Origin of the sequence: Spongiactinospora rosea, from assembly GCF_003315795.1 — a bacterium.
GTDB classification, from domain to species: domain Bacteria; phylum Actinomycetota; class Actinomycetes; order Streptosporangiales; family Streptosporangiaceae; genus Spongiactinospora; species Spongiactinospora rosea.
Genome location: NZ_QMEY01000002.1, coordinates 633748 through 660560, shown reverse-complemented (window position 1 = coordinate 660560; position 26813 = coordinate 633748). Strand labels below are relative to the sequence as shown.

General features: G+C 72.4%; 23 protein-coding genes. 19 read left to right on the top strand and 4 right to left on the bottom strand.

Annotated features, from left to right (window positions below):
• The first annotated feature begins 9 nt into the window (after nt 1-9).
• From DP939_RS08095 to DP939_RS08025, 15 genes are all read left to right on the top strand, one after another.
• On the top strand, nt 10-2805 hold the full coding sequence (locus DP939_RS08095; protein ID WP_158578503.1) for an aminotransferase class III-fold pyridoxal phosphate-dependent enzyme: 2796 nt from the start codon (nt 10-12) through the stop codon (nt 2803-2805).
• A 117-nt stretch (nt 2806-2922) separates the two neighbouring features.
• Nucleotides 2923-4566, top strand: coding sequence for an ABC transporter substrate-binding protein (locus tag DP939_RS08090; protein WP_158578502.1), 1644 nt, complete (start codon nt 2923-2925; stop codon nt 4564-4566).
• 3 nt (nt 4567-4569) lie between these two features.
• Nucleotides 4570-5514 carry an ABC transporter permease gene (locus DP939_RS08085; protein WP_113979961.1) on the top strand — a complete coding sequence of 315 codons (945 nt, stop codon included), beginning with the start codon at nt 4570-4572 and terminating at the stop codon, nt 5512-5514.
• The gene (locus DP939_RS08080; protein ID WP_113979960.1) at nt 5511-6410 is read left to right on the top strand and encodes an ABC transporter permease; all 900 of its coding nucleotides are present in this window, start codon (nt 5511-5513) and stop codon (nt 6408-6410) included. The genes DP939_RS08085 and DP939_RS08080 overlap by 4 nt, the downstream gene beginning before the upstream one ends.
• The gene (locus tag DP939_RS08075) at nt 6407-7384 is read left to right on the top strand and encodes an ABC transporter ATP-binding protein (protein ID WP_113980114.1); all 978 of its coding nucleotides are present in this window, start codon (nt 6407-6409) and stop codon (nt 7382-7384) included. The genes DP939_RS08080 and DP939_RS08075 overlap by 4 nt, the downstream gene beginning before the upstream one ends.
• A complete protein-coding gene (locus DP939_RS08070; protein ID WP_113979959.1) occupies nt 7377-8174 on the top strand; it encodes an ABC transporter ATP-binding protein in 798 nt (265 codons plus the stop codon). Before DP939_RS08075 ends, DP939_RS08070 begins: the two co-directional genes overlap by 8 nt.
• Nucleotides 8171-9625: an amidase gene (locus DP939_RS08065; protein ID WP_113979958.1), complete on the top strand. Its 1455-nt coding sequence runs from the start codon at nt 8171-8173 to the stop codon at nt 9623-9625. Before DP939_RS08070 ends, DP939_RS08065 begins: the two co-directional genes overlap by 4 nt.
• Nucleotides 9626-9664: 39 nt before the next feature.
• Nucleotides 9665-10546, top strand: a complete 882-nt coding sequence (locus tag DP939_RS08060; protein WP_113979957.1) for an amidohydrolase family protein — start codon at nt 9665-9667, stop codon at nt 10544-10546.
• On the top strand, nt 10543-12087 hold the full coding sequence (locus tag DP939_RS08055; RefSeq protein WP_113979956.1) for a class I adenylate-forming enzyme family protein: 1545 nt from the start codon (nt 10543-10545) through the stop codon (nt 12085-12087). Before DP939_RS08060 ends, DP939_RS08055 begins: the two co-directional genes overlap by 4 nt.
• Before the next feature lie 34 nt (nt 12088-12121).
• A complete protein-coding gene (locus DP939_RS08050; protein ID WP_113979955.1) occupies nt 12122-13558 on the top strand; it encodes a gamma-aminobutyraldehyde dehydrogenase in 1437 nt (478 codons plus the stop codon).
• A gap of 78 nt (nt 13559-13636) precedes the next feature.
• Entirely contained in the window at nt 13637-15154 is a 1518-nt protein-coding gene (locus DP939_RS08045) for an ABC transporter substrate-binding protein (protein ID WP_113979954.1), read from the top strand.
• Between the two features lie 2 nt (nt 15155-15156).
• Entirely contained in the window at nt 15157-16104 is a 948-nt protein-coding gene (locus tag DP939_RS08040; protein WP_113979953.1) for an ABC transporter permease, read from the top strand.
• Nucleotides 16101-16922 (top strand): ABC transporter permease, encoded by an 822-nt coding sequence (locus tag DP939_RS08035; RefSeq protein WP_147267919.1) that lies wholly within the window; start codon nt 16101-16103, stop codon nt 16920-16922. Before DP939_RS08040 ends, DP939_RS08035 begins: the two co-directional genes overlap by 4 nt.
• Nucleotides 16919-17848 (top strand): ABC transporter ATP-binding protein, encoded by a 930-nt coding sequence (locus DP939_RS08030; RefSeq protein ID WP_113979951.1) that lies wholly within the window; start codon nt 16919-16921, stop codon nt 17846-17848. The genes DP939_RS08035 and DP939_RS08030 overlap by 4 nt, the downstream gene beginning before the upstream one ends.
• A complete protein-coding gene (locus DP939_RS08025; protein WP_113979950.1) occupies nt 17845-18816 on the top strand; it encodes an oligopeptide/dipeptide ABC transporter ATP-binding protein in 972 nt (323 codons plus the stop codon). Before DP939_RS08030 ends, DP939_RS08025 begins: the two co-directional genes overlap by 4 nt.
• Here the strand turns inward: DP939_RS08025 and DP939_RS08020 are convergent.
• On the bottom strand, nt 18771-19439 hold the full coding sequence (locus DP939_RS08020; protein WP_113980113.1) for a DJ-1/PfpI family protein: 669 nt from the start codon (nt 19437-19439) through the stop codon (nt 18771-18773). The two genes, DP939_RS08025 and DP939_RS08020, sit on opposite strands and share 46 nt — an antisense overlap.
• A 54-nt stretch (nt 19440-19493) precedes the next feature.
• Between DP939_RS08020 and DP939_RS08015 the strand changes: the two genes are divergently transcribed.
• Nucleotides 19494-21017, top strand: a complete 1524-nt coding sequence (locus tag DP939_RS08015; protein ID WP_113979949.1) for a GMC family oxidoreductase — start codon at nt 19494-19496, stop codon at nt 21015-21017.
• Nucleotides 21018-21074: 57 nt separating this feature from the next.
• The gene (locus tag DP939_RS08010; protein WP_113979948.1) at nt 21075-22757 is read left to right on the top strand and encodes a DEAD/DEAH box helicase; all 1683 of its coding nucleotides are present in this window, start codon (nt 21075-21077) and stop codon (nt 22755-22757) included.
• A gap of 8 nt (nt 22758-22765) precedes the next feature.
• On the opposite strand, the gene DP939_RS08005 is transcribed toward DP939_RS08010, so the two are convergent.
• Nucleotides 22766-23398 carry a hypothetical protein gene (locus tag DP939_RS08005; RefSeq protein ID WP_113979947.1) on the bottom strand — a complete coding sequence of 211 codons (633 nt, stop codon included), beginning with the start codon at nt 23396-23398 and terminating at the stop codon, nt 22766-22768.
• A gap of 111 nt (nt 23399-23509) precedes the next feature.
• Complete coding sequence (locus tag DP939_RS08000; RefSeq protein ID WP_113979946.1) at nt 23510-24088, bottom strand: protoglobin domain-containing protein; 579 nt, start codon at nt 24086-24088, stop codon at nt 23510-23512.
• An 84-nt stretch (nt 24089-24172) separates the two neighbouring features.
• Between DP939_RS08000 and DP939_RS07995 the strand changes: the two genes are divergently transcribed.
• Both DP939_RS07995 and DP939_RS07990 read left to right on the top strand, forming a co-directional pair.
• Nucleotides 24173-24841, top strand: coding sequence for a type 1 glutamine amidotransferase (locus DP939_RS07995; RefSeq protein ID WP_113979945.1), 669 nt, complete (start codon nt 24173-24175; stop codon nt 24839-24841).
• 13 nt (nt 24842-24854) lie between these two features.
• The gene (locus DP939_RS07990; RefSeq protein ID WP_113979944.1) at nt 24855-25541 is read left to right on the top strand and encodes an MOSC domain-containing protein; all 687 of its coding nucleotides are present in this window, start codon (nt 24855-24857) and stop codon (nt 25539-25541) included.
• Here the strand turns inward: DP939_RS07990 and DP939_RS07985 are convergent.
• Nucleotides 25505-26761, bottom strand: a complete 1257-nt coding sequence (locus DP939_RS07985; RefSeq protein WP_158578501.1) for an AMP-binding protein — start codon at nt 26759-26761, stop codon at nt 25505-25507. The two genes, DP939_RS07990 and DP939_RS07985, sit on opposite strands and share 37 nt — an antisense overlap.
• Nucleotides 26762-26813: the final 52 nt, after the last annotated feature.

Genomic DNA, 26813 nt, shown 5'->3' with positions numbered 1-26813 from the left:
AGAGACGGCGTGACCCCCACGGCCAATGACCACGACGCCGCCCCCACCCTGGCGGAGGACTCGGCGCGGGTGGCGGAGGTCGTCCGGCGGCAGTACGGGCTGGACGGCCGGGTCCGGGCGCTGCCCGGCGAGCGGGACCGCAACTTCCGGCTGGTCACCGAGCAGGGCGACGGCTACGTGATCAAGGTCCACGCCCCCGGCGCGGACCCCGCCGAGCTCGACCTCCAGGACGCCGCCCTGCTCCACCTGGCGGGACACCCGGTGCCACGGCTGATCCCCTCCCTCGACGGCCGCCGTTCGGTCACCGTCACCTGGGACGACGGGCCGCGGATCGTGCGGGTCCTCACCTGGCTGGCGGGCCGCCCCTGGGCCGACGTCGAGCCCACCGAGGCGCTGCTGCACGACCTCGGCCGCCAGGTGGCCGCCATCGACGCCGCGCTGAGCGACTTCACCCACCCGGCGATGGGCCGCGACCTGGTGTGGAACCTGACCAGCGCGCCCCGGGTCGCCAAACTGGCCGCGCTGCTCGACGACGACCTCATGCCGCTGGTCACCGAGGTCTTCGACCGGTACGCCGAGCACGTCGTCCCCCGCCTCGCCGCCCTGCCGCACCAGGTCGTCCACAACGACGCCAACGAGCTGAACATCCTGGTGGACGACGACGGCGGGATCGCCGGGCTGATCGACTTCGGCGACCTGGTGTGGACCCCGCGGGTCTGCGGGCTGGGGGTGGCGCTCGCGTACGCCATGCAGGGCCACGCCGACCCGCTGCGCGCGGTGCTGCCGCTGGTGCGCGGCTACGACGAGGTGGCCCCGCTGCGGACGGACGAGCTCGCGGTGTTGTTCGACCTCGCCCGGACCCGCCTGGCGATGAGCCTGTGCATGTCCGCCCACCAGCACGCCAACGACCCCGGCAACGACTACCTGCTGGTCAGCCGGAACGGCGTGGCCGACGTACTGCGGAAACTGGCCGGGACGAGCCCGGACCTGGCGCACTTCGCGCTGCGCGACGCGGTCGGCTTCGCGGCGAACCCGGCGGCCCGCGCGGTGCGGCGGCACTTCACCTCCGGCGAGGCCCGCCCGGTCTCCGTGCTGGACGAGGTCCACCTGGGCGGACGCCACGGCGAGCGGACCCGCGAGGGCGTACGTCTGGGCCGTGACCTGCGCACGGACGCCTCCGTCACGGTCCGCTGCCCGCTCCCCGCCGTGGTCCACGCCGTCCGGGGCGACACCGTGACGCTCGCCCACCGCACCGACGACGACGTGCCGTTCTGGACCCTCTACCGCGGCGTCACCGGGCCGCTGCGCCCCGGCGGCGTACTCGCCCCCGGCGACCCGCTCGGCGCCACGAACGGCAAGAACCTGCGGCTGCACCTGCTGACCCACCTGCCCGACCGCGTACCCGACCTGGTCGAGGCCGCCGAGGCGGACCTGTGGACGAGCGTCAGCATCGACCCCAACCTGCTGCTCGGCCACCGCGGCGGCGGCGCGGCCCGCACCGGCAGGGACGCCGCCGCGCTGGCCGTCCGCCGCCGCACCAACTTCAGCCGCGCGCTGGGCCTGTCCTACAGCGAGCCGCTGCACATCGTCCGCGGCGAGGGCGCCTACCTCTACGACGAGGCCGACCGGCCCTGGCTGGACATGGTGAACAACGTCTGCCACGTCGGCCACTGCCACCCCCGGGTGGTCGAGGCCGTCTCCCGGCAGGTCGCGCTGCTCAACACCAACACGCGCTACCTGCACGAGTCGGTCGTCGCGTACGCCCACCGGCTGGTCGAGCTGCTGCCGGACCCGCTGCGGGTTTGCTTCTTCGTCAACTCCGGCTCCGAGGCCAACGACCTGGCGCTCCGGCTGGCCAGCGCGCACACCGGCGCGCGGGACGTACTGGTCCTGGACCACGCCTACCACGGCCACCTCAGCTCGCAGGTCGCGCTGAGCCCGTACAAGTTCGACGGCCCGGGCGGGCAGGGCGGGCCCACCACCACGCACGTCTGCGAGCTGCCCGACCCCTACCGGGGACGGCTGCGCGCGGGCCGCGACGACGACCTCGGCCCCCGGTACGCCGCCCCGGTCGCCTCCCACCTGGCCACCCTGAAGTCCCGGGGCCTGCGCCCCGCGGCGTTCTTCGCCGAGTCGCTGCAGAGCTGCGGCGGCCAGATCGTCTACCCCGACGGCTACCTGCGCGCCGCCTTCGAGCACGTGCGTCAGGCGGGCGGGGTCTGCGTCGCCGACGAGATCCAGGTGGGCCTGGGGAGGGTGGGCCGGCACTTCTGGGGATTCGAGACCCAGGACGCCGTGCCCGACATCGTCACCCTCGGCAAGCCGCTCGGCAACGGGCACCCGCTGGCCGCCGTGGTGACCACTCCGGAGATCGCCCGGTCCTTCGAGACCGGGATGGAGTACTTCAACACCTTCGGCGGCAACCCCGTCTCCGCCGAAGCGGGCCTCGCGGTGCTCGACGTCATCCAGGACGAGCGCCTCCAGGCCAACGCCCGCGCCCGCGGCGATCAGCTCCTCGCCGGGCTGCGCCGGTTGCGGGAGCGACATCCCCTGATCGGGGACGTACGCGGCGAGGGCCTGTTCATCGGCATCGAGCTGAGCCTGCCCGGCCGCGCGCCCGCCACCGCGCAAGCGGCGGCGGTCAAGGAGGCGGTGAAGGCCCGCGGCGTACTGATCTCCACGGACGGGCCGGACGCCAACGTCCTGAAGATCAAACCTCCCCTCGTGCTGACCGAGGCGGACTGCGATCTGTTCCTGGATGTCCTCGCCGACGCGATGATCCAGGTAGAAGCACATATTCAGTAAGAAACGCCCCTTGACGCGGGCACTTGATTGAGCGATCGTTCGACTACTTATCCCCCCCAGGAGGGGCGTAAGCAGCCCCTGGCGAACTTGGCGGTACAGATGCAAGGCGTGCGGAGAATGACCATCGCGGCCACAACGGCCGGGCTGATGCTGATAACGACCGGCTGCTACCGGGACACCGGCGGCGGCACGACCGGAACGGCGGCACCGGACGCCGCGCAGCAGCGGCAGGACCTCGTCACCACCACCCCGCCCGGCAAGGGCGAGGTGGACCGGATCACCTGGGCGCTCTACCGGGGCACCACCTCCATCGACCCGATCACGGCGGGCGACTATCCGGAGATCACCGTGACCAGCCTGATGTGCGAGGCGCTGTTCCGGCAGTCGCCGGACGGGACGGTGGAACCCGGCCTCGCCACCAAAATCGACTATCCCGACCCGAAGACCGCCGTCCTGACCCTTCGCGAAGGCGTCACCTTCTGGGACGGCTCCCCCATGACCAGCGAGGACGTCGCCTTCAGCATCGAGCGCAACATCGATCCCAAGCAGGGCGGCTACTGGGGCCCCGTGGTGGGCCGGATCGCGTCCGTCAAGGCCACCGGCCCGCTTGAGGTCACCCTGAAGCTCAAGGAGCCGGACTACTGGCTCCGCAACGTCTTCTCCTACATGCCGGGCATCGTGGTCAACAAGCGCTATGTCCAGGCCAAGGGCAAGGACTACGGCACCGTCAAGGGCGGCGCCATGTGCACCGGCTCCTACAAGTTCGGCCAGTGGCGCACCGGCGACGTGCTCTCCGTGGTGCGCAACGACGCGTACTGGAACAGCTCGGTCAAACCGCTGGTCAAGCAGATCGACTTCAAGGGCATCCCGGACGAGGCCACGCTCACCGCGGCCCTGGTCACCGGCGAGGTGGACGGGGGTTACATGGAACTCCCGCTGTCCACCCTGGACCAGGTCCGCGCCAGCGGCACGGTGAACATCCACCGCGGCCCGTCGTTCCTGATCGACGCGATGATCATCGCGGACATGGGCAGGGGCGTGCTGTCCGACGCGCGCGTGCGCCGGGCGCTGTCGATGGCCATCGACCGCGAGGGGTACATCCGCACCCTCTACAAGGGCACCGCCCAGCCGGCCCGCGCCCTCGGCACCCCCGCCACGTGGGGATACGAGCGCGAGACCTTCCAGCGCGCCTATGAGGCGCTGCCCGAGCCGAAGGTGGACCTCGAAGCCGCCCGCAAGCTCGTCCAGGAGGCCGGGGCGACCGGCAAGACCGTGCGGTTCGGCTTCAGCAACGAGCTGAACAAGCTCGTCACCGAGGCCAACCTGGTGCGGTCGGCGGCCGAGAAGATCGGGCTGAAGCCCGAACTGAAGGCGGTCTCCGCCGACGCCTACAGCGGGTTCTTCCTGGACCCCAAGGCCCGCGCCGACGTGGACGCCTTCTTCACCACGAACTACCCCAACTGGGCCGACCCCGCCGCCCTCTACGCGTCGCTGTCCGTGCCCGGCGGCCCCCAGGACTACGGGAGCTACCGCAACAAGAAGACGGCCGACCTGCTCGAAAAGGTGCGCGGCACCGAGGACCCGGCCAAGCGCGCCGAGATGACCGTCGAGGCACAGACGCTGCTCGCGGAGGACCTGCCCTGGATCCCGGTCGTCGCGCCGGACACGGTCCTGGTGCTCAACAAGAAGCTCACCGGGGCGACCGTGTCCTCCCACCACCTGTACGCGCCCTGGGCCGACCAGCTCGGAGCGGTGGGGTAGCCGGTGGCCGCCTATCTCATCCGCCGGGCCATCATGCTGGTGGGGACCCTGCTGGTGTCGAGCTTCGTGGTGTTCGCCGGCCTGTGGGCCGCGCCGGGCAACCCGCTCGCGACACTGTCGGGGGGCCGGTCGCTGCCGCCGGAGGCCGTGGCCGTCCTGGTCGAGCGGTACCGCCTGGACGACCCGTTCTTCGTGCAGTACGCGAACTGGCTGGCCAACGCGGTGCGGGGCGACCTCGGCATGTCGATCACGCTGCGGCAGGACGTGTCGGACCTCATCGCCTCCCGCGCCGGGACGACGCTGTCCCTGATCGTCTACGCCGCGCTGATCGTGCTGGTCGTCGGCATCGCGTTCGGGCTGCTGGCGGCGCTGCGGCCGGGGTTCTTCGACTCCCTGGTGGTGGTCTGCACGGCGATGGTGGTGGCCGTCCCGCCGTTCGTCGCGGCGATCGTGCTGATCGGGATCTTCGCGGTGACGCTGCGGTGGCTGCCCGCGCTGGGCAACGGCGCCGGCTTCTGGGATTCCATCCGGCACCTCACGCTCCCGGCCTTCGCCCTGGCCGCGTCCGCCACGGCGGCCGTGGCCCGGGTGACCCGGACCTCGGTACGCGAGCAGATGGGCCGCGAACACGTACAGACCGCGATCAGCCGGGGCATCCCGTACGCGACCGTCGTCCGCCGGCACGCCCTGCGCAACGCCGCCGTCCCGATCGCCACGCTGGCCGGGATGACGGTGGCCTCGATGATCGCGCTGTCGGCGGTCGTGGAGCGGGCGTTCGGCCTCAACGGGCTCGGCGCGTACCTGGTCACCTCCGCGCTGTCGAAGGACTTCAGCGTCGTGCAGGGCATCGCGCTCGTGCTCGTCACCGCGTTCGTGCTGGTCAACACCCTGGTCGACGTAGGGGCGGCGATGCTCGACCCGCGCATCAAACTAGGAGGCCGATCATGACCGTGGTATCGGCGACGATACGGCCCGGCCGCGCCGGGCGCGGCGGGCGCGGGAGACTGGGCGCGCTGGGCATGGCCGCGGCGGGCGTGATCGTCCTGGCGGTCGTGCTGGCCGCGGTCGGCCCCATCCTCACCACCGCCGATCCGAACGCCAGCGACATCACCCACGCCTACGGGGCTCCGGCGCCCGGACATCCGCTGGGGTTCGACGGGCAGGGCCGTGACCTGCTCGCGCGGCTGCTCACCGGGGCGCGGACCTCGCTGCTCGGACCGCTGTGGATCGTCGCGCTGAGCATGGCCGCCGGGACCGCCGTCGCGATCATGGCGGCGTGGGTCGGCGGCTGGCTGGACTCGGTGGTCTCCGCGGTGCTCGAAGTGATGTTCGCCTTCCCCGGCGTCCTGCTGGCGATGCTGGTGGCCGCCGTCTTCGGCCCCGGCCTCAACGCGGCGGTGCTCGCCCTGGCCGTGGCGTACATCCCCTACATCGCCCGGCTGGTGCGCAGCGCCGCGCTGGCCGAGCGGCGCAAACCGTACATCCAGGCGCTGGAGGTGCAGGGCGCGGGCGCGCTGTCGATCTGCGTCCGCCACCTCGTACCGAACCTGCTGCCGATCATCGCCGCCCAGGCGACCCTGTTCTTCAGTTACGCCATGGTCGATCTCGCGATCGTGTCGTTCTTCGGGCTCGGCGTGCAGCCGCCCGACGCCGACTGGGGCACCATGGTGGGCGGCGGGCAGTCCGGCGTCCTCCAGGGCTACCCGGCCGAGTCACTGCTGGCCGGCGGCTGCATCGTCGTCCTGGTGGTGGCCTTCAACCTGCTCGGCGAGCGGCTGTCGGAGGGCCGCCCGACGAACCGCCCATGGCCGTGGCGGCGCACCCGCGCGGGAGGTGCCGCATGAGCGCCATTCTCGACATCAGCCACCTGACCGTGACCCTGCCCACGCCGGACCGGCCCAAGCCGGTGCTCAGCGACGTCTCACTGAGCATCGCCGAGGGCGAGGCGGTCGGCCTGGTGGGGGAGTCCGGGTCGGGCAAGTCCATGACGGCCCGCTCGATCGTGCGGCTGCTGCCGCCGGGCGCGCAGGTGGAAGGGACGATCCGGTACCAGGGCACCGACGTGGGCACGCTGCGCGGCGCGGCGCTGCGCGAACTGCGCGCGGGCGTCCCGATGATCTTCCAGGACCCGCGGGCGCACATCAACCCGGTGCGCACGATCGGCGACTTCCTGACCGAGGCGCTGCGCATCCGCGGCCGGGTCGGCCGCAGGCAGGCCGAACAGCGCGCGGCGCAGGTCCTCGGTGAGGTCGGCATCCCCGACGGCGCGCGGCGGCTGCGCCAGTACCCGCACGAACTGTCCGGCGGGCTGCTGCAACGCGTCATGATCGCGTCCACCCTGCTCGCCGAGCCGAAACTGCTGCTGGCCGACGAGCCCACCACCGCGCTGGACGTCACCACCCAGGCCGAGGTCATGGCCGTACTGGACGAACTGCGCCGCGAGCGCGGGCTGGCCATGCTGTTCATCACCCATGACCTGGAACTGGCGGCGGCCGTCTGCGACCGCACCGCGGTCATGTACGCGGGCCGGGTGATGGAGGTACGCGCGTCGGCGGCGCTGCACGACGACCCGCTGCACCCGTACACGGCGGCGCTCACCGCCGCGCGCCCCGCCCTGGACCGGCGGGCCGACCGGCTGGCGACCATCCCGGGCCGCCCGCTGTCGGCGTTCGAGGCCCCGGACGGCTGCGCCTTCTGCGAGCGCTGCCCGCACGTACGCGAAGGCTGCCGCACCAAGCGGCCCGAGCTGCGGTTCCTGTCCGACGGCGAGGTGGCGTGCCTGCGCGCCGAGGAGTTGCAGGCGGCGTCCCATGGCTGAACCCATTCTTGAGCTGGCCGGGCTCCGCAAGACCTTCGGCGACGCCGTCGCCGTGGACGACCTGAGCCTCACGCTGCCTCCGGCGGGCGCGGTGGCCATCGTCGGCGAGTCCGGCTCCGGCAAGACCACCGTGGCCCGCATGATCGTCGGCCTGGAACGGCCGACCGCGGGCCGGATCACCGCCTGCGGCCGGGACCGTTCGACGCCGCCCCGCTCGGCGCGGGAACGGCGCAGGCGCGGCGGCGAGGTCCAGATCGTCTTCCAGGACCCGTACTCCAGCCTGGACCCCCGGCAGAGCCCGGGCGCGGCCGTGGAGGAGGTGCTGCGGCTGCACACCTCGCTGTCCGCGTCCCGGCGGCGCGAGCGCGTCGCCGAACTCGCGGACCTGGTCGGCCTCTCCGACCGCCACATGGCCGCGCTGCCCGCCGCGCTGTCCGGCGGCCAGCGCCAGCGGGTGGCCATCGCCAGGGCCCTCGCCGCCGAGCCCCGCATCCTGATCCTGGACGAGTCCGTCGCCGCGCTCGACGTGTCCATCCAGGCGCAGGTGCTCAACGTACTGGCCGACGTACGCGAGCGCACCGGCGTCGCGTACCTGTTCATCAGCCACGACCTGGCCGTGGTCCGCCAGGTCGCCGACGACATCGTGGTCATGCGGCACGGCTCGATCGTCGAGCGCGGCCCCGCCGCCCAGGTGCTCGACCAGCCCAGCCACCCCTACACCCGCCTGCTGCGCGCGAGCGTGCCCCGCCCCGGCTGGCGTCCCACCCGCAAGGAACAGGAGAAGGCATGACGGAGACCGTCCAGGCCGGGGATCTGCGCGATCCCGCGGGCACCGGACCCGAGGGCTGGCCGAGCGCCACCGAACTGGCCGAGCGCGTCGCCGCCGGCGAGATCGGCTCCCGGGAGCTGGTAGAGGACTACCTGGCCCGCATCGACCGGGTGAACCCGGCGCTGAACGCGTTCTGCCACGTCGCCCACGACGAGGCCCGCGCCACCGCCGACGCCGCCGACGCGAAGGTCGCCAAGGGCGAGTCGCTGCCGCCGTTCCACGGCGTGCCGATCGCGATCAAGGACCTGCACCCGGTGCTCGGCTGGCCGCTGTGCAGCGCCTCCAACGGCATCGAGCACACGGTGATGGAGTACGACGCCCACGCGGTGCGGGCGCTGCGCGAGGCGGGCTTCGTCTTCGTGGGCGGCACGACCTCGCCGGAGTTCGGCACGGTGTCGGTCACCGAGTCGCTGCGGCACGGCGCGACCCGCAACCCGTGGGACCTGGAACGGAGCCCCGGCGGCTCCAGCGGCGGTTCGGCCGCCGCGGTCGCGGCGGGCCTGCTGCCGATCGGGCACGCCTCCGACGGGGCCGGGTCCATCAGGGAGCCCGCCAGCTACTGCGGGCTGGTCGGGATGAAGCCCAGCCGCGGCCTGGTGCCCTCCGACGCCCACTACATGGAGGGCTTCGCCACCGAAGGCGTGCTCACCCGGACCGTGCTGGACACCGCCGCCGTACTGGACGTGTTCGCCAACGCCCCCCGCCCCACCTGGTACGCCCCGCCCCGCCCGGAGGTGCCGTTCCGCGAGCGTGCCCAGCGCGATCCCGGACGGCTGCGCATCGGCCTCAACCTGCAGCCCGCGTTCGCCGCCCAGGTGGACCCGGCCGCCGAAGCCCTGCTCCGCAAGGCCGCCGACCTGCTCGCCGACCTCGGGCACGAGGTGGTCGAGCAGCGCGTGCCCGGCCTGGACCCGGAGTGGTTCACCACCCGCTTCGACATCCTGTACGCGACCGGCTCGGCCGACTGCGTGGTCACCGACGAGTCCGCCATCGAACCGCTCAACCGGACGCTGCGCGAGGCCGCCCGCGGGATGGACGCCATGACGTACGTCACCGCGATCCTGGACCTCCAGATCCGGTCGGCCGAGATGTACCGGGCCTGGGACGAGGTGGACGTCCTGCTCACCCCGACCAACCCGGTGCTCGCCCCGCGCATCGGCTCGCTGTGGGAGGGCCAGGAGGAGGACCCCTGGCTGCCGCTGCGCCGGGCCGAGGAGACCGCCTCGCTCACCGTGCTGGCCAACATGCTGGGCCTGCCCGCGATCTCCGTTCCGCTGGTCGAGCGGGACGTGCCGCTCGGCGTCCAGCTCATCGGGGGCCGCTGGCAGGACGGCACCGTCCTCGCCCTGGCCGGGCAGCTCGAACGCGCCCACCCCTGGCGGCACCGCAGGCCCACCGGCCTCCCCCTCTGACGACCCCCTGTGACAGTCCAACCCCCGGAGGAACATTCCATGGATTCGGCACCTTCGACGATCATCGATTTCCGCGTGCGGGTGCCCAGCTCCGTCCGGCCCCCGATCGCCGCGGGCGGCGAGGTCTACACGCAGTACGAGGCCGTGCTCGACATCGGCGCGGGCTGGCACAAGGGCATGGACGAACTGCTGGCCGAGATGGACCTGGCCGGCATCGGGCACGCCGTGCTGCACGCCGAGTTCGAGCACGGCGACTACGCCGACGCCCTCAACGAGGAGGTCGCCGAGCAGGTACGGCTGCGCCCGGACCGTTTTTCCGGGTTCGGTACCGTGTCGCTTGAGCCCTTGTCGGTGATGCGCGCGGTACGTCAGGTCGAGCGCGTCGCCGCGCTGGGCCTGAAAGGGATCAACGTGCAGCCGTCCTTCTTCGGCCTCGCCATCGACGACCGCCCGCTCTACCCGGTCTACTCCAAGGCCACCGAACTGGGCCTGGCGGTGGCCATCCACACCGGCGTCAACTACTCGCGCAACCACCCCATCGAGGCCGAGCGCCCGGTCCGGCTGGACCAGGTCGCCTGCGACTTCCCCGAGGCGACCCTGATCGCCTGCCACGGGGCCTGGCCGTGGGTGCCGGAGATCGTCGCCGTGGCCCGCCGCCACCCCAACGTGCTCATCGACTTCGGCGGTCTCGCGCCGAAGTACCTGGGCGTGCAGGGGTCGGGGTGGGAGATGATGCGGCACTTCATGGACCGGCTGCTGCGCGAGCAGATCCTGTTCGCCACCGACTGGCCGGTCTTCCCGCACGGGCGGGCGCTGGCGGAGTGGCACGGCCTCGGCCTGCGCGCCGAGACCCTGGACGCGCTGCTGCACGACAACGCCAAGCGGCTGCTGTCGCCCCGTGAGGAGGCTGTGCTGATATGAGTGTTCCCCGGTTGCCGCGCGTCACCGACTATGTCGATCACTGGGCCGAACGCCATCCCGGCCGGGAGGCCCTGGCCGGTGAAGGCGGACGCTGGACGTACGCGCGGCTGCGCGACGACGTGGACCGCTGCGCGGCGGCGCTGCTGGCCGCCGGTGTACGGCGCGGCGACCGGGTCGCGCTGATCGGCGATCCGCAGCCCGAGTGCTTCGTGGTCTTCCTGGCCACGGCGAGCATCGGCGGCATCTGGGTGGGGCTGAACCCGAAGTACACCACCGCGGAGCTGACCCATGTGGTCGCCGACAGCGAGCCCGCGGTGCTGTTCTCGATGATCGACCAGGAGGAGTCCCGCCTGGCGGCGCTCGCCGCGGGCCGATCGATGCCGGTCGTCACCCGGGCCGGTGAGATCCCCGGCCTGTCGGTCTCCTACAAGTCCTTCGTGGACGCGGGGGCGGGCGTGTCCGGGGAGACCCTGGCCGCGGCCCGCCGCGAGGTCGAACCGGCGGACCCGGCGGCGATGATCTACACCTCGGGCAGCACCGGGCGGCCGAAGGGCGCGCTCGTCCCGCACCACGGCCTGGCGTACTGCGGCGTGGTGCAGGCCGGGCGGTGGTATGGCGAGGCCCCGCGCAAGCTGTGCGACCTGCCGCTCAACCACATCGGCGGCCTCGGCGACATCAGCACGTCGGTCCTGGTCGCCGGGGGCACGATCGTCTACCTGCCGCGTTTCGACGCTGCGGGCGCGCTGCGCACGGTGGAACGCGAACGCCTCACCCACCTGTACTGCATCCCCACCCAGTTGCTGGCGATGGTCGCCACGCCGGAGTGGCGGGAGCGGGACCTGAGCTCGCTTGAGCACATCATCTGGGGCGGGGCCGCCGCGCCGCTGAGCCTGCTGAAGATCCTTTCCAAGACCGGGGCCAAGCTGGCGACCAGCTACAGCCTCACCGAATCGACCGGCTCGGTCACCTACACCGATCCGGACGACTCGCTGGAGACGATGTCCTGGAGCGTCGGCCGGGTGGACCCGCACTACGAGGTGACGCTGCGCCGGGCCGACGGCCTGCCGTCCGCGCCGGGCGAGGCCGGGGAACTCCTGATCAGGGGCGACTTCATCACCCGCGGCTACTTCCGCGACCCGGTCGCGACCAGGGCCGCGATCGACGAGGACGGCTGGCTGCACACCGGCGACCTGGCGACGGAGGAGCGGGGCGGGCACATCCGCCTGGTGGGCCGGTTGAAGGAGATGTTCAAGTCCGGCGGGTACAACGTGTACCCGCGCGAGATCGAGATCGCGCTCGAAGAGCACCCGGCCGTGGCGCTGGCCGCCGTGGTCGGCGTGCCGGACGAGCGCTGGGGCGAGGTCGGCCACGCGTTCGTGGTCGCCCGCGCCCCGGTGACCGAGGCCGAGCTGCGCGAGCACGCCCGCGCGCGGCTGGCCAACTACAAGGTCCCCAAGGTGTTCCGGCTGGAGACCGAGCTGCCCAAGCTGGCGGTCGGCAAGGTCGACAAGGTACGACTGCGCCGGCTCGCCGCGTCCTGAAAGAGCCGGTCGAGACCTGAAAGAGAGAGAACCAATGTCGGACATCCGCGTCCTGCGGAATTTCATCGACGGCGAGTCCATCGATCCGGTCGACGAAGGGCAGATCATCCCCGTGGAGAACCCGGCGACGGGCGAGATCATCGCCCACAGCCCGGGTTCGGGGGCCGCCGACGTCGATCGGGCGGTGGCCGCCGCCCAGGCGGCCTTCCCCCGCTGGTCCGCCACCACCCCGGGCGAACGCGCGCTCGCCCTGCTCCGCCTGGCCGACATCGTCGAGGAGCACGGCGACGAGCTGGCCGAGCTGGAGTCGGCGGAGACCGGCAAGCCGCTCCACGTCGCGCGGAGCGAGGAGATCGGCACCATGTCCGACAACCTGCGCTTCTTCGCCGGTGCGGCGCGCAACCTGGAGGGCAAGGCGGCGGGCGAGTACGTCGAGGGCTACACCTCGATGATCCGCCGTGAGCCGGTCGGCGTGGTCGGCCAGATCACGCCCTGGAACTACCCGATGACCACGGCGGTGTGGAAGCTCGCCCCGGCGCTGGCCGCCGGCTGCACGACCGTGCTCAAGCCCGCCCCGACCACGCCGTCCACCACGGTCCGGCTCGCCGAGCTGGCCGCGGCCGTCCTGCCGCCCGGCGTGCTCAACGTCGTGGCGGGCGGCAACGAGCCGGGGGCCGCGCTGGTCGAGCACCCCGACGTCGAGCTGGTCTCGCTGACCGGCTCGGTGGAGACCGGCATCTGGATCGCCGAGCACGCGGCCAGGACGCTCAAGCGCGTCCACCTGGAGCTGGGCGGCAAGGCCCCGGTGGTGGTCTTCGGCGACGCCGACCTCGAAACGATGCTGGAGATCGTCGCGGGCGCCGGTTACTACAACGCGGGCCAGGACTGCACGGCGGCCACCCGCGTCCTGGTAGCCGACGCCCTGTACGACGAGGTCGTGTCCGGTCTGGCGGCGCAGGCGGGCAAGTTCGTGATGGGCGACCCCCGCTCCCCGGAGACCACGCTCGGCCCGCTCAACAGCGGCGTCCAGCGCGAGCGGGTGGCGGGGTTCGTGGACCGCCGTCCCGCGCACGCCGAGATCGTCACCGGTGGCCGCGCGCTCGACGGGCCCGGCTACTTCTACGAGCCCACGGTCATCGCGGGCCTGCGGCAGGACGACGAGCTGATCCAGCGGGAGATCTTCGGCCCGGTGATCACGGTCCAGCGCTTCTCCACCGAGGAGGAGGCGGTGGCGATGGCCAACGGCACGCCGTACGGCCTGGCCGCGTCGGTGTGGACCCGCGACGTCGGCCGCGCCCTGCGGGTGTCGAAGGAGCTGCGGTTCGGCGGCGTCTGGATCAACGACCACGTCCCGCTCGCGTCGGAGATGCCGCACGGCGGCTACAAGCGGTCGGGCTACGGCAAGGACCTGTCCTCGTACGCGCTTGAGGACTACACGCACGTCAAGCATGTGATGGCCAGCCTGCGCTGAGCCGAGGTGCCCCTCGTCGGGGGACTGGAGAGGCACGCCACTAGTTTTATAGAACGTTCAATTTACAGGTGGGCGAAAATGAGGATCAAGATCGCGGCGTGCCTCCTGCTCGCAATGACCATGGCGCTTGGCGGTTGTGGAACCGCCGAACCTCCCGCCGACGGCCCTCCGGGTCGCGGCGGGAGCCTCACCATCCTGCGTGCCGCCGACATCGACGGCTGGGACCCCGACAAAGCCATCCAACTCGCCACTTTCCAGACGCTGCCCCAGGTGATGGAGGGGCTGGTCCGCCCCTCGTCCGACGGGGCCTCGATCCAGCCCGGCCTGGCCGAGAAGTGGACGCTCGACGCCAAGGCCAAGACCATCACCTTCACCCTGCGTGAAGGGCTGACCTTCAGCGACGGGACGCCGCTGACCTCCAAGGACGCGGCGTTCTCGGTCGGCCTGTGGCGCAAGGGCCTGTCCATGGGCACCCTGTACGGGGCCATCACCGGCACCGCCACCCCCGATGACCGGACGCTGGTCATCAAGATGAAGAAGGCGAGCACGTTCACGCTCGCCTGGCTCGGCAACGGGTCCTCGATCATCGTGCCGAAGGACTTCGGCGGCAAGAGCCGCGCGGACTTCTTCACCAAGCCCGTCGGCGCCGGGCCGTTCGTGGTGTCCTCCTACCAGCCGGGCCAGCGCCTCGTCCTCGAACGCAACCCCCGCTACCACGACCCCGCCCGCCCGTACCTGGACCGCCTGGTCTACGACGTGGTGGCCGACCCCAACCAGCAGCTCCTGCGGTACCAGAGCCGCCAGGCCGACGCCATCGAGGCCGTCCCGCTCGACCTGGCCGCCCAGATCCCCGAGGAGGAACGCGTACTCGTCCACCCCTCGGCCACCATCCACGGCATCTTCGTCAACGCCACCAAGGCCCCGGGCGACGACATCCACTTCCGGCGCGCGGTGAGCCTGGCCATCGACCGCGCCCGGTACGCCCAGGCGGTGTTCGGCGGCCTCGCCGCGCCCGCGACCGGCGGCCTGCCGCCCCGGGTGCAGGGCTCGGTCGGCTGCGGCTGCACCTACGAGACCGGCATCGATGCGGCCAAGGCCGAACTGGCCAAGTCCTCCTACCGCCCCGGGACGAAGGTCGAGCTGGTGGTGGACGCGACCACCCCGTTCTCCACCCGCGCGGGCGAGACCGCGGCGGCCCAGCTCCGCGCCATCGGCATCGACGTCGATCTGCAGAAGCTGGAGGTCCAGGTACTGGTGGACCGGCAGGCCAAGGGCGCCTACCACCTGTCCCTGGGCGAGGTCGGCAGCGTCTCCCCGACCGTGGGCGACATCTTCGGCCTGATCGTCGCCACCGGCGGCCTGTACTCCGGCCTGCCCATGAAGACCATCGAGGACGCCTTCGACCGGCTGGAGGTCGCGCGTACCGACGAGGAGCGCGGAGCCGCGGTACGGGTCGCCGAGACCTGGATCCACGACAACCTGCCCTACATCCCCACCGCCTTCCCCGACCGGCTGTTCGCCGTGTCGCCGAAGGTCAAGGGGCTCACGGTCACGCCCTTCCTGTCCTACCCCGCCGACCAGCTCCGGGCGGGCTGAGCATGTCGGCCGGACGGCTGCGTTTCGTGGCCGCCAGGCTGGTCCAGGTACTGCCGGTGCTGACCGCGCTGCTGCTCATCGTCGTGCTGCTCCAGCAGTTGATGCCGGGCGACCCGGCCCGGGTCATGGCCGGGCCGCGCGCGACCGTCGAGCAGGTCGCCCAGGTACGCCGGGACCTGGGCCTCGACCAGCCGATCTTCCTGCAGTTCTGGGCCTACCTGACGAACCTGGTCGAAGGGGACCTCGGCCGGTCCAACCGGACCGGCATCCCGATCTCCGCCATCATCGGCGACCGCGCGGGCGCGACACTGTGGCTGCTTGCGGGCGGGCTCGTGGTCAGCACCGCGCTGGCCGCGCCCGCCGCGCTGCTCCTGGCGCTGCGCCCGCGATCGGTCGCGGCCCGGATCTGCGCCCGGTCGCTGACCATCCTGGTCAACTGCCCGCCGTTCTGGATCGGCCTGATGCTGGCCTCGGTGCTCGCGCTGCGCACCGGCTGGCTGCCGGTCGGCGGCTTCGGTGAGACGTTCGGCGAACGGCTGCGCTCGATGGTCCTGCCGTCGCTCACCATCGGGCTGGCCGCGATGCCGCTGCTGGCCCGCAGCGGGGCGGGCAGCCTGCGCCAGGTGCTGGCGGCCGACCATGTGACGACCGCGCGTTCGCTGGGGATCACCGGCCGGCCGCTGGTCCGGCGGCACCTGCTGCGCAACGCGATGCCGCCGGCGGTCACGCTGCTGGCCGTCCAGGCCGCCGCGCTGCTGTTCGGCGCGGTCGTGGTCGAGCAGACCTTCGGGCTGCCCGGCCTGGGCGCGGAACTGGTCAGCGCGGCCGGTCAGCGGGACTTCCCGGTGGTCCAGGCGCTCACGCTGATCTTCGGCTGCGGCATCATCCTGATCAACCTGCTGGCCGACCTGGCGGTCGCGCTGCTCGACCCGAGGACGACGTGGCGATGACGGCGGTGACCTTCATGTGGGCGCGCCGCGGCCGGGTGCGCTGGGTCGCGGTGACGTTGCTGGCGCTGGTGATCCTCGCCGCGATCTTCGCGCCCGTGCTGAGCCCGGCCGACCCGGCGCAACAGACACTGGACCAGCTCCGGCCGCCGAGCGCCGCCCATCCGCTCGGCACGGACGCGCTGGGCCGCGACGTGCTGTCCCGGATGCTGTACGCGCTGCGCACCGACCTGCTGCTGATGGTGTTCGCGGCGGGCCTGCCGATGCTGGTGGGCACGGTGATCGGCGCGCTGGCCGGATACTACGGCGGGCTGCTGGACGCGGCGGTGCGCTGGACGGCCGACATCTTCCAGGCGCTGCCCGTGTACGTGCTGCTGATCGCGTTCGTGTTCGTGCTCGGGCCGGGGACGCCGTCCCTGCTGGTCGCGTTCGGCACGCTGGGCTGGATCGTGTACGCCCGGCTGATCCGCACCGAGGTGCGCCGGGTGCGCGAGCGCGACTACGTCTCGGCCTCCTACCTGCTGGGACTGTCGCACACCACGGTCCTGGTCAGGCACGTACTGCCGAACTCGCTGCGCCAGTCCCTGGTCTACCTGACCACCGACATGGGGCTGGCGCTCCAGGGCATCGCGGTCCTGTCGTTCTTCGGGCTCGGCGTCGAGGCCGGGACCCCGGAACTCGGCGCGATGGTGGCCGAGGCCCAGGTCCTGCTGCGCAGCCACTGGTGGCTGGCGGCGTTCCCCGGACTGATGATCATCGTGATCGGATCGAGCGTCGCGGCGCTCGCCGATCGGTTCAACGAGGGCGGTGAGGCGGGATGACACTGCTCGCCGTGGACGAGCTGCGCGTCACCGTACGCAGGCGCGGCACCGAGCTGACCGTGCTCGACGGCGTGTCCTTCGCGGTCGGGGCCGGGCAGTGCCTGGGCATCGTCGGCGAGTCGGGCTGCGGCAAGTCGCTCACCCTGCGGGCCACGATGGGACTGCTGCCGCCCGGTGCCACGCGTACCGGCGGCGACATCCGTGTGGGCCGCGACGGGCTCGCGATGGTCTTCCAGGACTCCCACGCCTCCCTGGACCCCACCATGCGCGTCGGGAGCTTCCTCGCCGACGTCGTGCGGCGGCGGCGCGGCGGCACGCGGGCCGCCGCCCGGCGGCAGGCGGCGGAACTGCTCGCCGCCGTCGGCGTACCGGACCCGGAGCTGCGGCTGCGGGCCTACCCGCACGAACTCAGCGGCGGCACCCGCCAGCGGGTCGCCATCGCGCTGGCCCTGGCCACCGACCCGCGCGTCCTGCTGTGCGACGAGCCGACCACCGCGCTGGACGTGACCTTGCAGGCCGAGATCCTGCGGCTGCTGGACACCGCCCGCGCCGAACGAGGGCTCGGCGTCGTCCTGGTCAGCCACGATGTGGCGGTGATCCGCCAGGTCGCCGACGTGGTGGCGGTGATGTACGCCGGGCAGATCATCGAGGCGGGCCCGGCCGCCGAGGTGCTGGACCGGCCGCGGCACCCGTACACCCGGGCCCTGATCAGCGCGGTCCCCGCGCTGGACGGGCCGGTGGGCCCGTTCCGCCCGATCCCGGGCACCCCGCCCGACCCGGCGGCCTACACCCCCGCCTGCCGCTTCCTGCCGCGCTGCGGCCATGACGACGCGGCCTGCCGGGGTCAGGTGCCCGGCGTCCACGCGCTCGACCTGCTGCACCGCTCGTCGTGCGTGCACTCGATCCGTCCCAAGGAGCACGCATGAGCGAGCCGGTACGCGTGGAGAACCTGACCGTGAACTACGCCGTGCGGACCGGGCTGCTGCGGTCCCGCAGCGTCCGCGCGGTGGACGGGGCCGACCTGACTCTCGCCAAGGGCGAGATCCTGGGGCTGGTGGGGGAGAGCGGGTGCGGCAAGTCCACGCTCGGCCGGGCGATCGTCGGCCACGCCCGCCCGACGGACGGCAGGGTCCTGCTGGACGGCCTGCCCACGCCGAAGCGGCGGCCACCGGGCATGCGCCGCCGGGTCCAGATGATCTACCAGGACCCGGGGTCGTCCCTCGATCCGCGCCGCACGGTGTTCCAGACGCTGGCCGAACCGCTGCGCGCGCATCGGGCCGTCCCCGCCGATCAGGTCGGCCCCCGGGTCCGTGAACTGCTCGGCATGGTCGGCCTGGGCGAGGAGCACCTGCGCGTACGGCCGCGCGAACTGTCCGGCGGGCAGCGGCAGCGCGTCGCCATCGCCCGCGCGCTCGCCGTGGAGCCGGACGTGCTGGTCGCCGACGAGGCGGTGGCCGCGCTGGACGCGTCCGTGGCCGGGGCGGTGCTCAACCTGCTGCGCGAGCTGCGCGAACGGCTCGGCCTGACGGTGCTGTTCATCTCCCACGACCTGGCCACGGTACGCGGGCTGTGCGACCGGGTGGCGGTGATGTACCTGGGGGCCATCGTGGAGGAGGGGCCGGTGGCGGACGTCTTCGCGAACCCCGGCCATCCGTACACGCGCGTCCTGCTCGACGCGGTGCCCTCGCGCGATCGGCGGCGGCCCGGAGGCCCGCCGCTGGGCGAGCCGCCGAGCCCGCTGCACCTGCCGTCCGGCTGCCGGTTCCATCCGCGCTGCCCGGCGGCGGAGGAACGCTGCCGCACGACCGCCCCGCCGGAGGTACGGCGGGGCGGCCGGCGGGCCGTCTGTCACTTGGCTTCGGAGGCCGTGAGCTGGGCCCACGAGGGGCCGTAGGAGCGGGACAGGGCGTCCCGCATGAACTGCGTGATCTCGGCCGGGGCCTTCTCCACCGAGCCGGAGTCGTGCGGCGGCTGCGGGTCGTACTCGATGCCGAGCTGCACCGCCTGGGCGTACCGGGCGCCCTGGAGCCGGTCGCAGACCGTCAGCGCCATGTCGATGCCGGAGGAGACCCCGGCCGCCGTGATGATCTTCCCGTCCTCGACCACCCGTTCCGACACCGGCTCTGCCCCGAAACAGCGCATGCTCTCCAGCTCGTACCAGAACGTCGTGGCGCGGCGGCCCTGGAGCAGGCCCGCCGCGCCGAGCAGCATCGAGCCGGTGCAGACCGAGGTCGTCCAGACGGTGGTCTCGTGCACCTGGCGCAGCCAGGACAGGATCGTCTCGTCGGCCAGGTAGCGCGTGGTGGTGCTGCCGCCGGAGACCACCAGCAGGTCCGGGCGCGGCATGCTGTCCAGTGGCTCGGCGACCAGCCCGAAGCCCGGCTGGTCGGCGGCGACCATCCCCGGCGTCGCGGACACGAACCGCACCTTGGCGTCCGGCAGGCGGCTCAGCACCTCGAACGGCCCTGTCACGTCCAAGGCGGTGAATCCGTCGTAGATGAAGATGGCGACGTCCACGTTCGGCACCTGCTCTTCCGTTGATTTTATCGTTCGATCGATTAAACTCCCTCCATGGTAAGCGCCAGGAACGTCCCAGACCAGCTCGTGCGCGCGGATGTCGCGGTCATCGGCGGCGGCACGGCCGGGGCGGTCGTCGCCGGGCGGCTGATCGAGAACACCTCCCTGTCCGTGGTGGTCATCGAGGCCGGTCCGGACTACGGGCCGCTGGCCGCCGGGCACTGGCCGCGCGAGCTGCTGGACAGCACGACGCTGCCGGAGACCCACGACTGGGGCTACCGCGGTCCCGGCGCTGCCCCCGGCGCCGAGCTGGCGTTCGAGCGGGCCCAGGTGGTCGGCGGCTGCTCCGCGCACAACGGCTGCTCGCAGACCGCCGGGCTCGCCTCCGACTACCTGGCGTGGGGGCTGACCTGGACCGGGGAGACGCTGGCCGGGGCGTTCAAGGAGAGCGCGGCCCGGCTGCGCGTCCGGCATGACGACGACGACCAGCTCACGCCCTTCCAGGCCGCCGCGATGGCCGCCATGGTCGAATGCGGCCTGCCGCGCACGGACGACCTGGACGACCTGTACGGCGGCGCGGGCTGCGGCCCCTCGCCGGTGAACAACCCCGGCGGCGTGCGCTGGAACACCGGGTTCGCCTATCTCGATCCGGTGCGCGAGGAGGCCCGGCTGCGGGTCATCGACCGGGCGGTGGCCGACCGGCTGGAGTTCGACGGGCCGGCGGTGCGCCGGCTGCACCTGCTGCGCGGCGCGGACCGGCTGGTCGTGGAGGCCGATCGGTTCGTGTTGTGCGGTGGCGCGTACGGCAGCCCGGAGGTGCTGCTGCGCAGCGGCGTCGGCCCGGCGGGCGAACTGCGCGCGCTCGGCGTACGGCCCGTGCTCGACCTGCCCGGCGTCGGCCGCAACCTGCACGACCACCCCATGGCCGAACTCCGCTACGCCGCCGGTCCCGAACTCGCCCGCAGGCTCACCGACCACGCGCGGCTGCGGCCCCTGCCGGACGAGCAGGTGATCGGCAAGGCCCGCTCGGCCGCCGGACGCGAGCCGTACGACCTGCACCTGCTCCCGTGGACCGGCCGCACGGACGACGGCTGGATGTGCGTGCTGCCCGCCGCCTGCCTCACTCCGCGCTCGCGCGGGACGCTCCGGCTCACCTCGCCCGACCCGCTGGCCAGGCCCGTGATCGACCACGCGTACCTGACCGACGACGCCGACCTCGCGGCGCTGTGGGACGGCGTCGAGCTGTGCCGGAGCATGGCGGCCTCGGCGGCGCTGGGCCCGCTGCTCGGCGAGCCGCTGGACGAGTTCACCGCCGACCCGAGGCCGGACCGGCTGCGCGCGTCCGCCGCGCACTACTGGCACCCGGTGGGCACCTGCGCGCTCGGCCCCGACCCGGCGGCGGGCGCGGTGGTGGACCCGGCCGGGCGCGTGCACGGCAGCGACAACCTGTGGGTCATCGACGCCTCGATCATGCCGGTCATCCCGCGGGCCACCACCAATCTGCCGGTCGTGGCCCTCGCCGAACACCTCGCGGGCGCATTGGCCGATAATGGGTGGGCGGGGAGTGGCCTATCGTAATCATCCGATACAGTGAACCGGCCTTGTCCATTACTGATCTTGGAGGAGGCGCGGACGATGACCGTGGAAGCGTCCGAGGACACAGCCAGCTTCGCCGATCTGACCCTGCGACCCGAGCTGCTGAACGCCCTGTCCGCACTGGGGTACGAGGAGCCCACCCCGATCCAGTGCGAGGCGATCCCGCCGTTGCTGGAGGGGCGCGACCTGCTCGGGCAGGCGGCCACCGGCACCGGCAAGACCGCCGCGTTCGCGCTGCCGGTGCTCCAGGGCATCCCGCCGCGCGACGGTGACGGCGACCCGGTGGCGCTGGTCCTCGTACCCACCCGCGAGCTGGCCGTGCAGGTGTCGGAGGCGTTCCACCGCTACGGCCGCGACCTCGGCGCGCGCACCCTCCCGATCTACGGCGGGGCCCCGATCGGCCGCCAGTTGCAGGCGCTCAAGCGCGGCGTCGACGTCGTGATCGCGACCCCCGGGCGGGCGCTCGACCACATCGCCAGGGGCACCCTCCGACTCGGCGGCGTGCGCACGGTCGTGCTGGACGAGGCCGACGAGATGCTCGACATGGGCTTCGCCGACGACATCGAGGAGATCCTCCAGGCGACCCCCGAAGACCGCCAGACCGTGCTGTTCTCGGCGACGGTCCCGCCGCGCATCAACGGCATCGCCCGCCGCCACCTGAGCGACCCGGTCCGCATCGAGATCCGGCGCGAGCCCGCCGAGCCCGGCACCGCCCCGCTGGTACGCCAGAGCGCCTACGTGGTCGCCCGCGCGTACAAGCCCGCGGCGCTCGGCCGCCTGCTCGACGTCGAGGCCCCCACCGCCGCCCTGGTCTTCTGCCGCACCCGCGAGGAGGTCGACCAGCTCACCGAGACGCTGAACGGCCGCGGCTACCGCGCCGAGGCGCTGCACGGCGGGATGAGCCAGGAGCAGCGCGACCGGGTGATGACCCGGCTGCGCAACGGCACGGCCGACCTGCTGGTCGCCACCGACGTGGCCGCCCGCGGCCTCGACGTCGAACAGCTCACCCACGTCGTCAACTACAACGTGCCCTCCGCGCCCGAGTCGTACGTCCACCGCATCGGCCGCGTCGGCCGGGCGGGCCGCGAGGGCGTGGCCCTGACGCTGGCCGAGCCGCGCGAGCACCGCATGCTCAAGGCCATCGAGCGGGCCACCGGTCAGCGGATCAGCGTCGAGAAGATGCCCACCGTCGCCGACCTGCACGCCCGCCGCCTGGAGCTGACCCGGGCCGCGCTGGAGGAGACCCTGCTCCAGGACGACCTGGAGACCTACCGGGTCGTGATCGAGTCGCTGACCGACGAGTTCGAGCTGATGGACGTGGCCCTCGCTGCGGTCAAGCTCACCCACGAGTCCGGCGGCGGCTCCCTCGACGAGGAGGAGATCCCCGAGCCCGCCCAGCGCCCTGTCCAGGACAAGCGCGCCCGCCGCGAGCCGGGCGGCGGCCAGAAGTGGCGCGACTTCGCCCCGAGCCGCGGCATGGTCCGCCTCTTCCTCGGCCTCGGCCGCAACGCGGGCGTCCGCCCCCAGGACCTGGTCGGCGCGATCACCGGCGAATCCCGCCTGAGCGGCCGCGACATCGGCGCCATCGAGATCTCCGACCGCTTCTCCCTGGTAGAGGTCCCGGAAAACGCCGCCGAAGACGTCATCCACGCCCTCCGCCGCACCACCATCAAGGGCCGCAAACCCACCATCCGCCGCGAACGCCACACCCCCCGCCGCTGAAACCCCCGCTATCTGGGGCGGGCTGGGCGGATCAGGGCTTCGCTGCCGATGGGGGTGAAGCCGGTGGTGAGGAAGCTCCGGAGGGAGCGGGCGTTGCCGGGGGCGATGGCGGCGAAGATGGGGTGGCCCGCGGGGATAAGGGTGAGTGCGTCGCGGAGGAGGGCGGCGCCGGTGCCCTGGCCGGGGCGGGTGGCCTCGATGCCGAGTTCGAGGCGGCCGGCCAGGCCGTGGGCGAGGGTGACCAGGCCGCGGGCGTCGCCGTGAACGCGTACCGCGCCGCGGGTCTCGCGGGCGAACCGTACGCGTGGATGGCGGTCGGCGTCGGCGCGTTCGGGCAGGCGCGGAGGGCCGCCCGTGCCGCGGGCGACCAGGGTGACGTCGGTGACGCCGACCCAGCCCTGCGGCCCCGCGAGGTGGCACAGGAAGCCGGGGGCCAGGCAGGCCCCGTAGCCATCGGGCCGGTGGGCCTCGATCTCCCGGTACGGCAGCGCGGTGGCGACCACAGCGTGCCCCGTGAAGGCCACCGAGCACTCCAGCCCATCCGGCAGCGCCGGGACCACGGTGGCCCCGCCGTCGGCTTCGGGGAAACGACCGTCGGCGGCGTTCAGGAAGTAATCAAGGAGTGGATGTTGCTCTGACATGTCCGCCTTCGGGGCATAGAAGCTATCGATGCCTCATTGTCAGCGGTCATGCGGATGACCGCGCTCCGGCCCTCGGCTTCCCCCCGGAGCGCGGCCACAGGTGGTTCGCCGTCACCACTCCTTGCCGTCGCCGTAGGCACGGGCCCACAGCGCGACCTGGAGGACGACGGCCTTGAACCACGCCTGGAACATGGCCTCGACCTGCTCGGCGGAGTGGCCCTTGCGCTCCAGGAACGGCCGGATCGTGGCGGTGATCGGGTAGATCAGCGCGATGACGTGGCGCAGCGCCACGTAGGACGGGGCGTTGGCCGAGTCGGTGTGGTTCTTCTTCGCGGACGTGTGACGCAGGCCGATCTCGTGCTGGTAGTCGAGCCAGCTCTGGTCGTACGGCCGGCGGCAGGTGTCCAGGATCCACTGCCCGAAGCGGACGCGCACCCGGGCGAGGTACTGCTCCACAGGCTGACCCTCGGGCGTGGAGAACGAGGCCAGCAGGTGCGGGTTGGCGCCGACGAAGCCGTACCAGACGTCCAGGACGTCTTCGACCTGGCTCTCCAGCACATCGCCCGCCAGGCGCAGCGCCTCTTCGTCGTCCGGACCGAACAGGACGCTCGCCCGCAGGTCCGAGAGGTCGTCAAGCGTGACCGGGGACGTCGCGTTCTGGCCGTAGGTGTACCCGTCGATGACCGACACCGATCCTCCTCATATAGTTAGGACTCCTATGTTTATAGTGGGCATCATGGACCACACGGCACGGCAGGGTCAAGGAGGGCTCGCATGACGAACTGGTTAGTGGTGCAGCACATCGACTTCGAAGGGCCGGGCGGCATCGCGTCCGTCGCGGCCGAACGCGGCGTCGTACTCGAAACGCGCAAACCGTACCTCGGCGACGCGCTTCCCACCGTGGACGAGATCGACGGCCTGGTGGTGATGGGCGGCCCGATGGGCGCGCTCGACGACGACGATCACCCGCACCTGGCCACCGAGCGGGCGCTGCTCGCCGAGGCGGTCAAGCGCGGGATGCCCGTGCTCGGCGTCTGCCTGGGCGCGCAGCTCATGGCCGCCGCGCTGGGCGCGGAGATCCTCCAGGGGCCGGCCCCGGAGATCGGCCTCGGCACGGTCTCGCTGACCGAGGACGGGCTGCGCGACCCGGTGTTCGGCCCGGTGGGACGGCTGCTGCCGGTGTTCCACTGGCACGGCGACACGTTCACCGCGCCGCCGGGCACGGTACGGCTGGCCCAGTCCGCGAACTACGCCAACCAGGCGTTCCGGGCCGGGGACCGGGCGTACGGCCTGCAGTTCCACGTGGAACTCGACGGCGGCCTGCGCGACGCCGTCACGCCGCACCTGCCGGAGGACGTGAAACTCGACCCCGGGGAGGCGGACGTCGTGGAGCAGACCGGGCGCGCCCTTCTCGGCCGGTTGCTGGACCGGATGCTGTCATGAAGGTGCTCGATTCATGAAAGTGCTCGCGATCTACGTCGGCCGGGTCGGTTCCCTCCAGTGGCAGGGCCGGCCCGTGCCGTCGGGCTTCGTCAAGTCCCCCGCGCGGGGGCCGGTGAAGCTCAGCGTGGACGGGCTCGACGGCGACGAACAGGGCGACCCGCGGCACCACGGCGGGCCGGACAAGGCCGTGTGCGTCTATCCCGGCGAGCACTACCCGCACGTGGAGGCGGCCTTCGGCGGGCGGTTCGGCCCGGCGGGCTTCGGGGAGAACTTCACCACGGAGGGTTTGGTCGACTCCGAGGTGGTGATCGGCGCGACGTACCGCGTCGGCACCGCGATCGTCCAGGTCAGCCAGCCCCGGCGGCCGTGCTACAAGATGGCCGCCCGCCACCCTGAGATGCTGAACGCCGAACGACTGCCCATCACCCTGCAAGCGATGTCCCGTACCGGCTTCTACCTGCGCGTCCTCACTCCCGGCCAGGTCGAGCCCGGCCAGTGCTTCCACCTCCTGGACACCCCCGCCCACGGCCTGACCGTCGCCGAGGTCAACCGGGTCATGAACGTGGACCGGCGCGACCTCGACGGTGTACGCCGCCTGCTCACCGCCCGCGCCCACCTCCCCGCCCACTGGGTGGACACCCTCACCGCCCGCCTCGCCGACCGCTACGACGACGACTCCGCCCGCCTGGAGGGCGCCTGACCGGCTCCGCGCGGCCGACCGGTGGGGAGCTTCGCCGAGTGCAGTAACGGCCGGTCCTGGATGGTGATGGTGATGTGCTCGCGCGGCAGGCCGAGGTATTCGGCGGCGTGATGAACCAGTTCGCGGGCGGAGGGAGGGCTGGTGGGGGTGAGGAGCCGGATGGTCGCCTGGCCGGGGGATGGGTGGCGGACGAGGGCACAGCGGTGCCTGAGGAGCGGCCCGAGCGCGTCGAGGGTGTCGCGTGGCCACCGGCCTCCGATGGGGTGATCGTCGGCGCGGCCCAGAATACGCAGGCGGCCGTCGTGGTCGATCTGGCCGAGGTCGGTGGTGCCCAGTACCGGCCCAGGGAGGGGTTCGGCAAGGTCGAGCGGGACGGCCAGGGCCGGGGTTGCGAGGTTGATGAGCGGTCGCCCTTGTTCGCGGGTGATGGTGGCGGTCACCCCGGGCATGGCGGTGCCGACGGTGCCGAGGGAAGCGGCGCCGGCCTGGGTGTCGAAGTGGGTGAGGGATGCGGTTTCGGTGAGCCCATATCCTTCGCGGACGTCGATGCCGTGGTCGCGGTAGTGGGTGATGGCCGTGGTGCTGAGGGGGGCGCCACCGGAGTCGATCATGATGCGGGCCGGTAGGGGGTCATGCCCGGTGGCCTGGTCGAGTACGACGGGGTTGGCCAGGACGATCACCCGGTCGGCGGTGTTCGCCAGGTGTGCCGCGTCCGTGAGCACCTCGGAGAAGGTGCGGCTCAGGTGCAGGCGGGCGCCCAGCCGGGCGGCGAGGAGCACACCGGCGATGAACGGGAAGTTGTAGGAGACCGGCAGCGCGGTCACGATGACGCTGTCCTGGGTGACCTGGTAGATCGTCTCGTACCAGGCGGTGACGGTGTCGAGCCGGCCCAGGGTGAGACCGTACGCACGGGGATGTCCAGTGGTGCTTCCGGAGCTGAACAGCGAAAGGTCCCAGCCGGTGCGTACCTCGGTGCCGTACACCGGCATGGCCTGGCAGGTGCCTCCGGTGCTTACGTTGATGCCGGACCCGCTCGGCAGACACAGGTCCCGCAGGCGATGACCAGTACCGCGGGGCGGGAGCACGACCCGGTGGCCTGCCTCAAGCGCCAGGTGGGCGAGTACGGCCAGGCCGGGCTGATCCTCCCCGATCAGCAGCAGCGTGCGCGTCGTGGTTTCCCGAGTGGGGGCGAGGTGCGCGGCAAGAGCACGGGCGGGCATCGGCTCCATACCGGGAGCGGAAATCATCCAGTCACGCATGCCAGACCCCCAC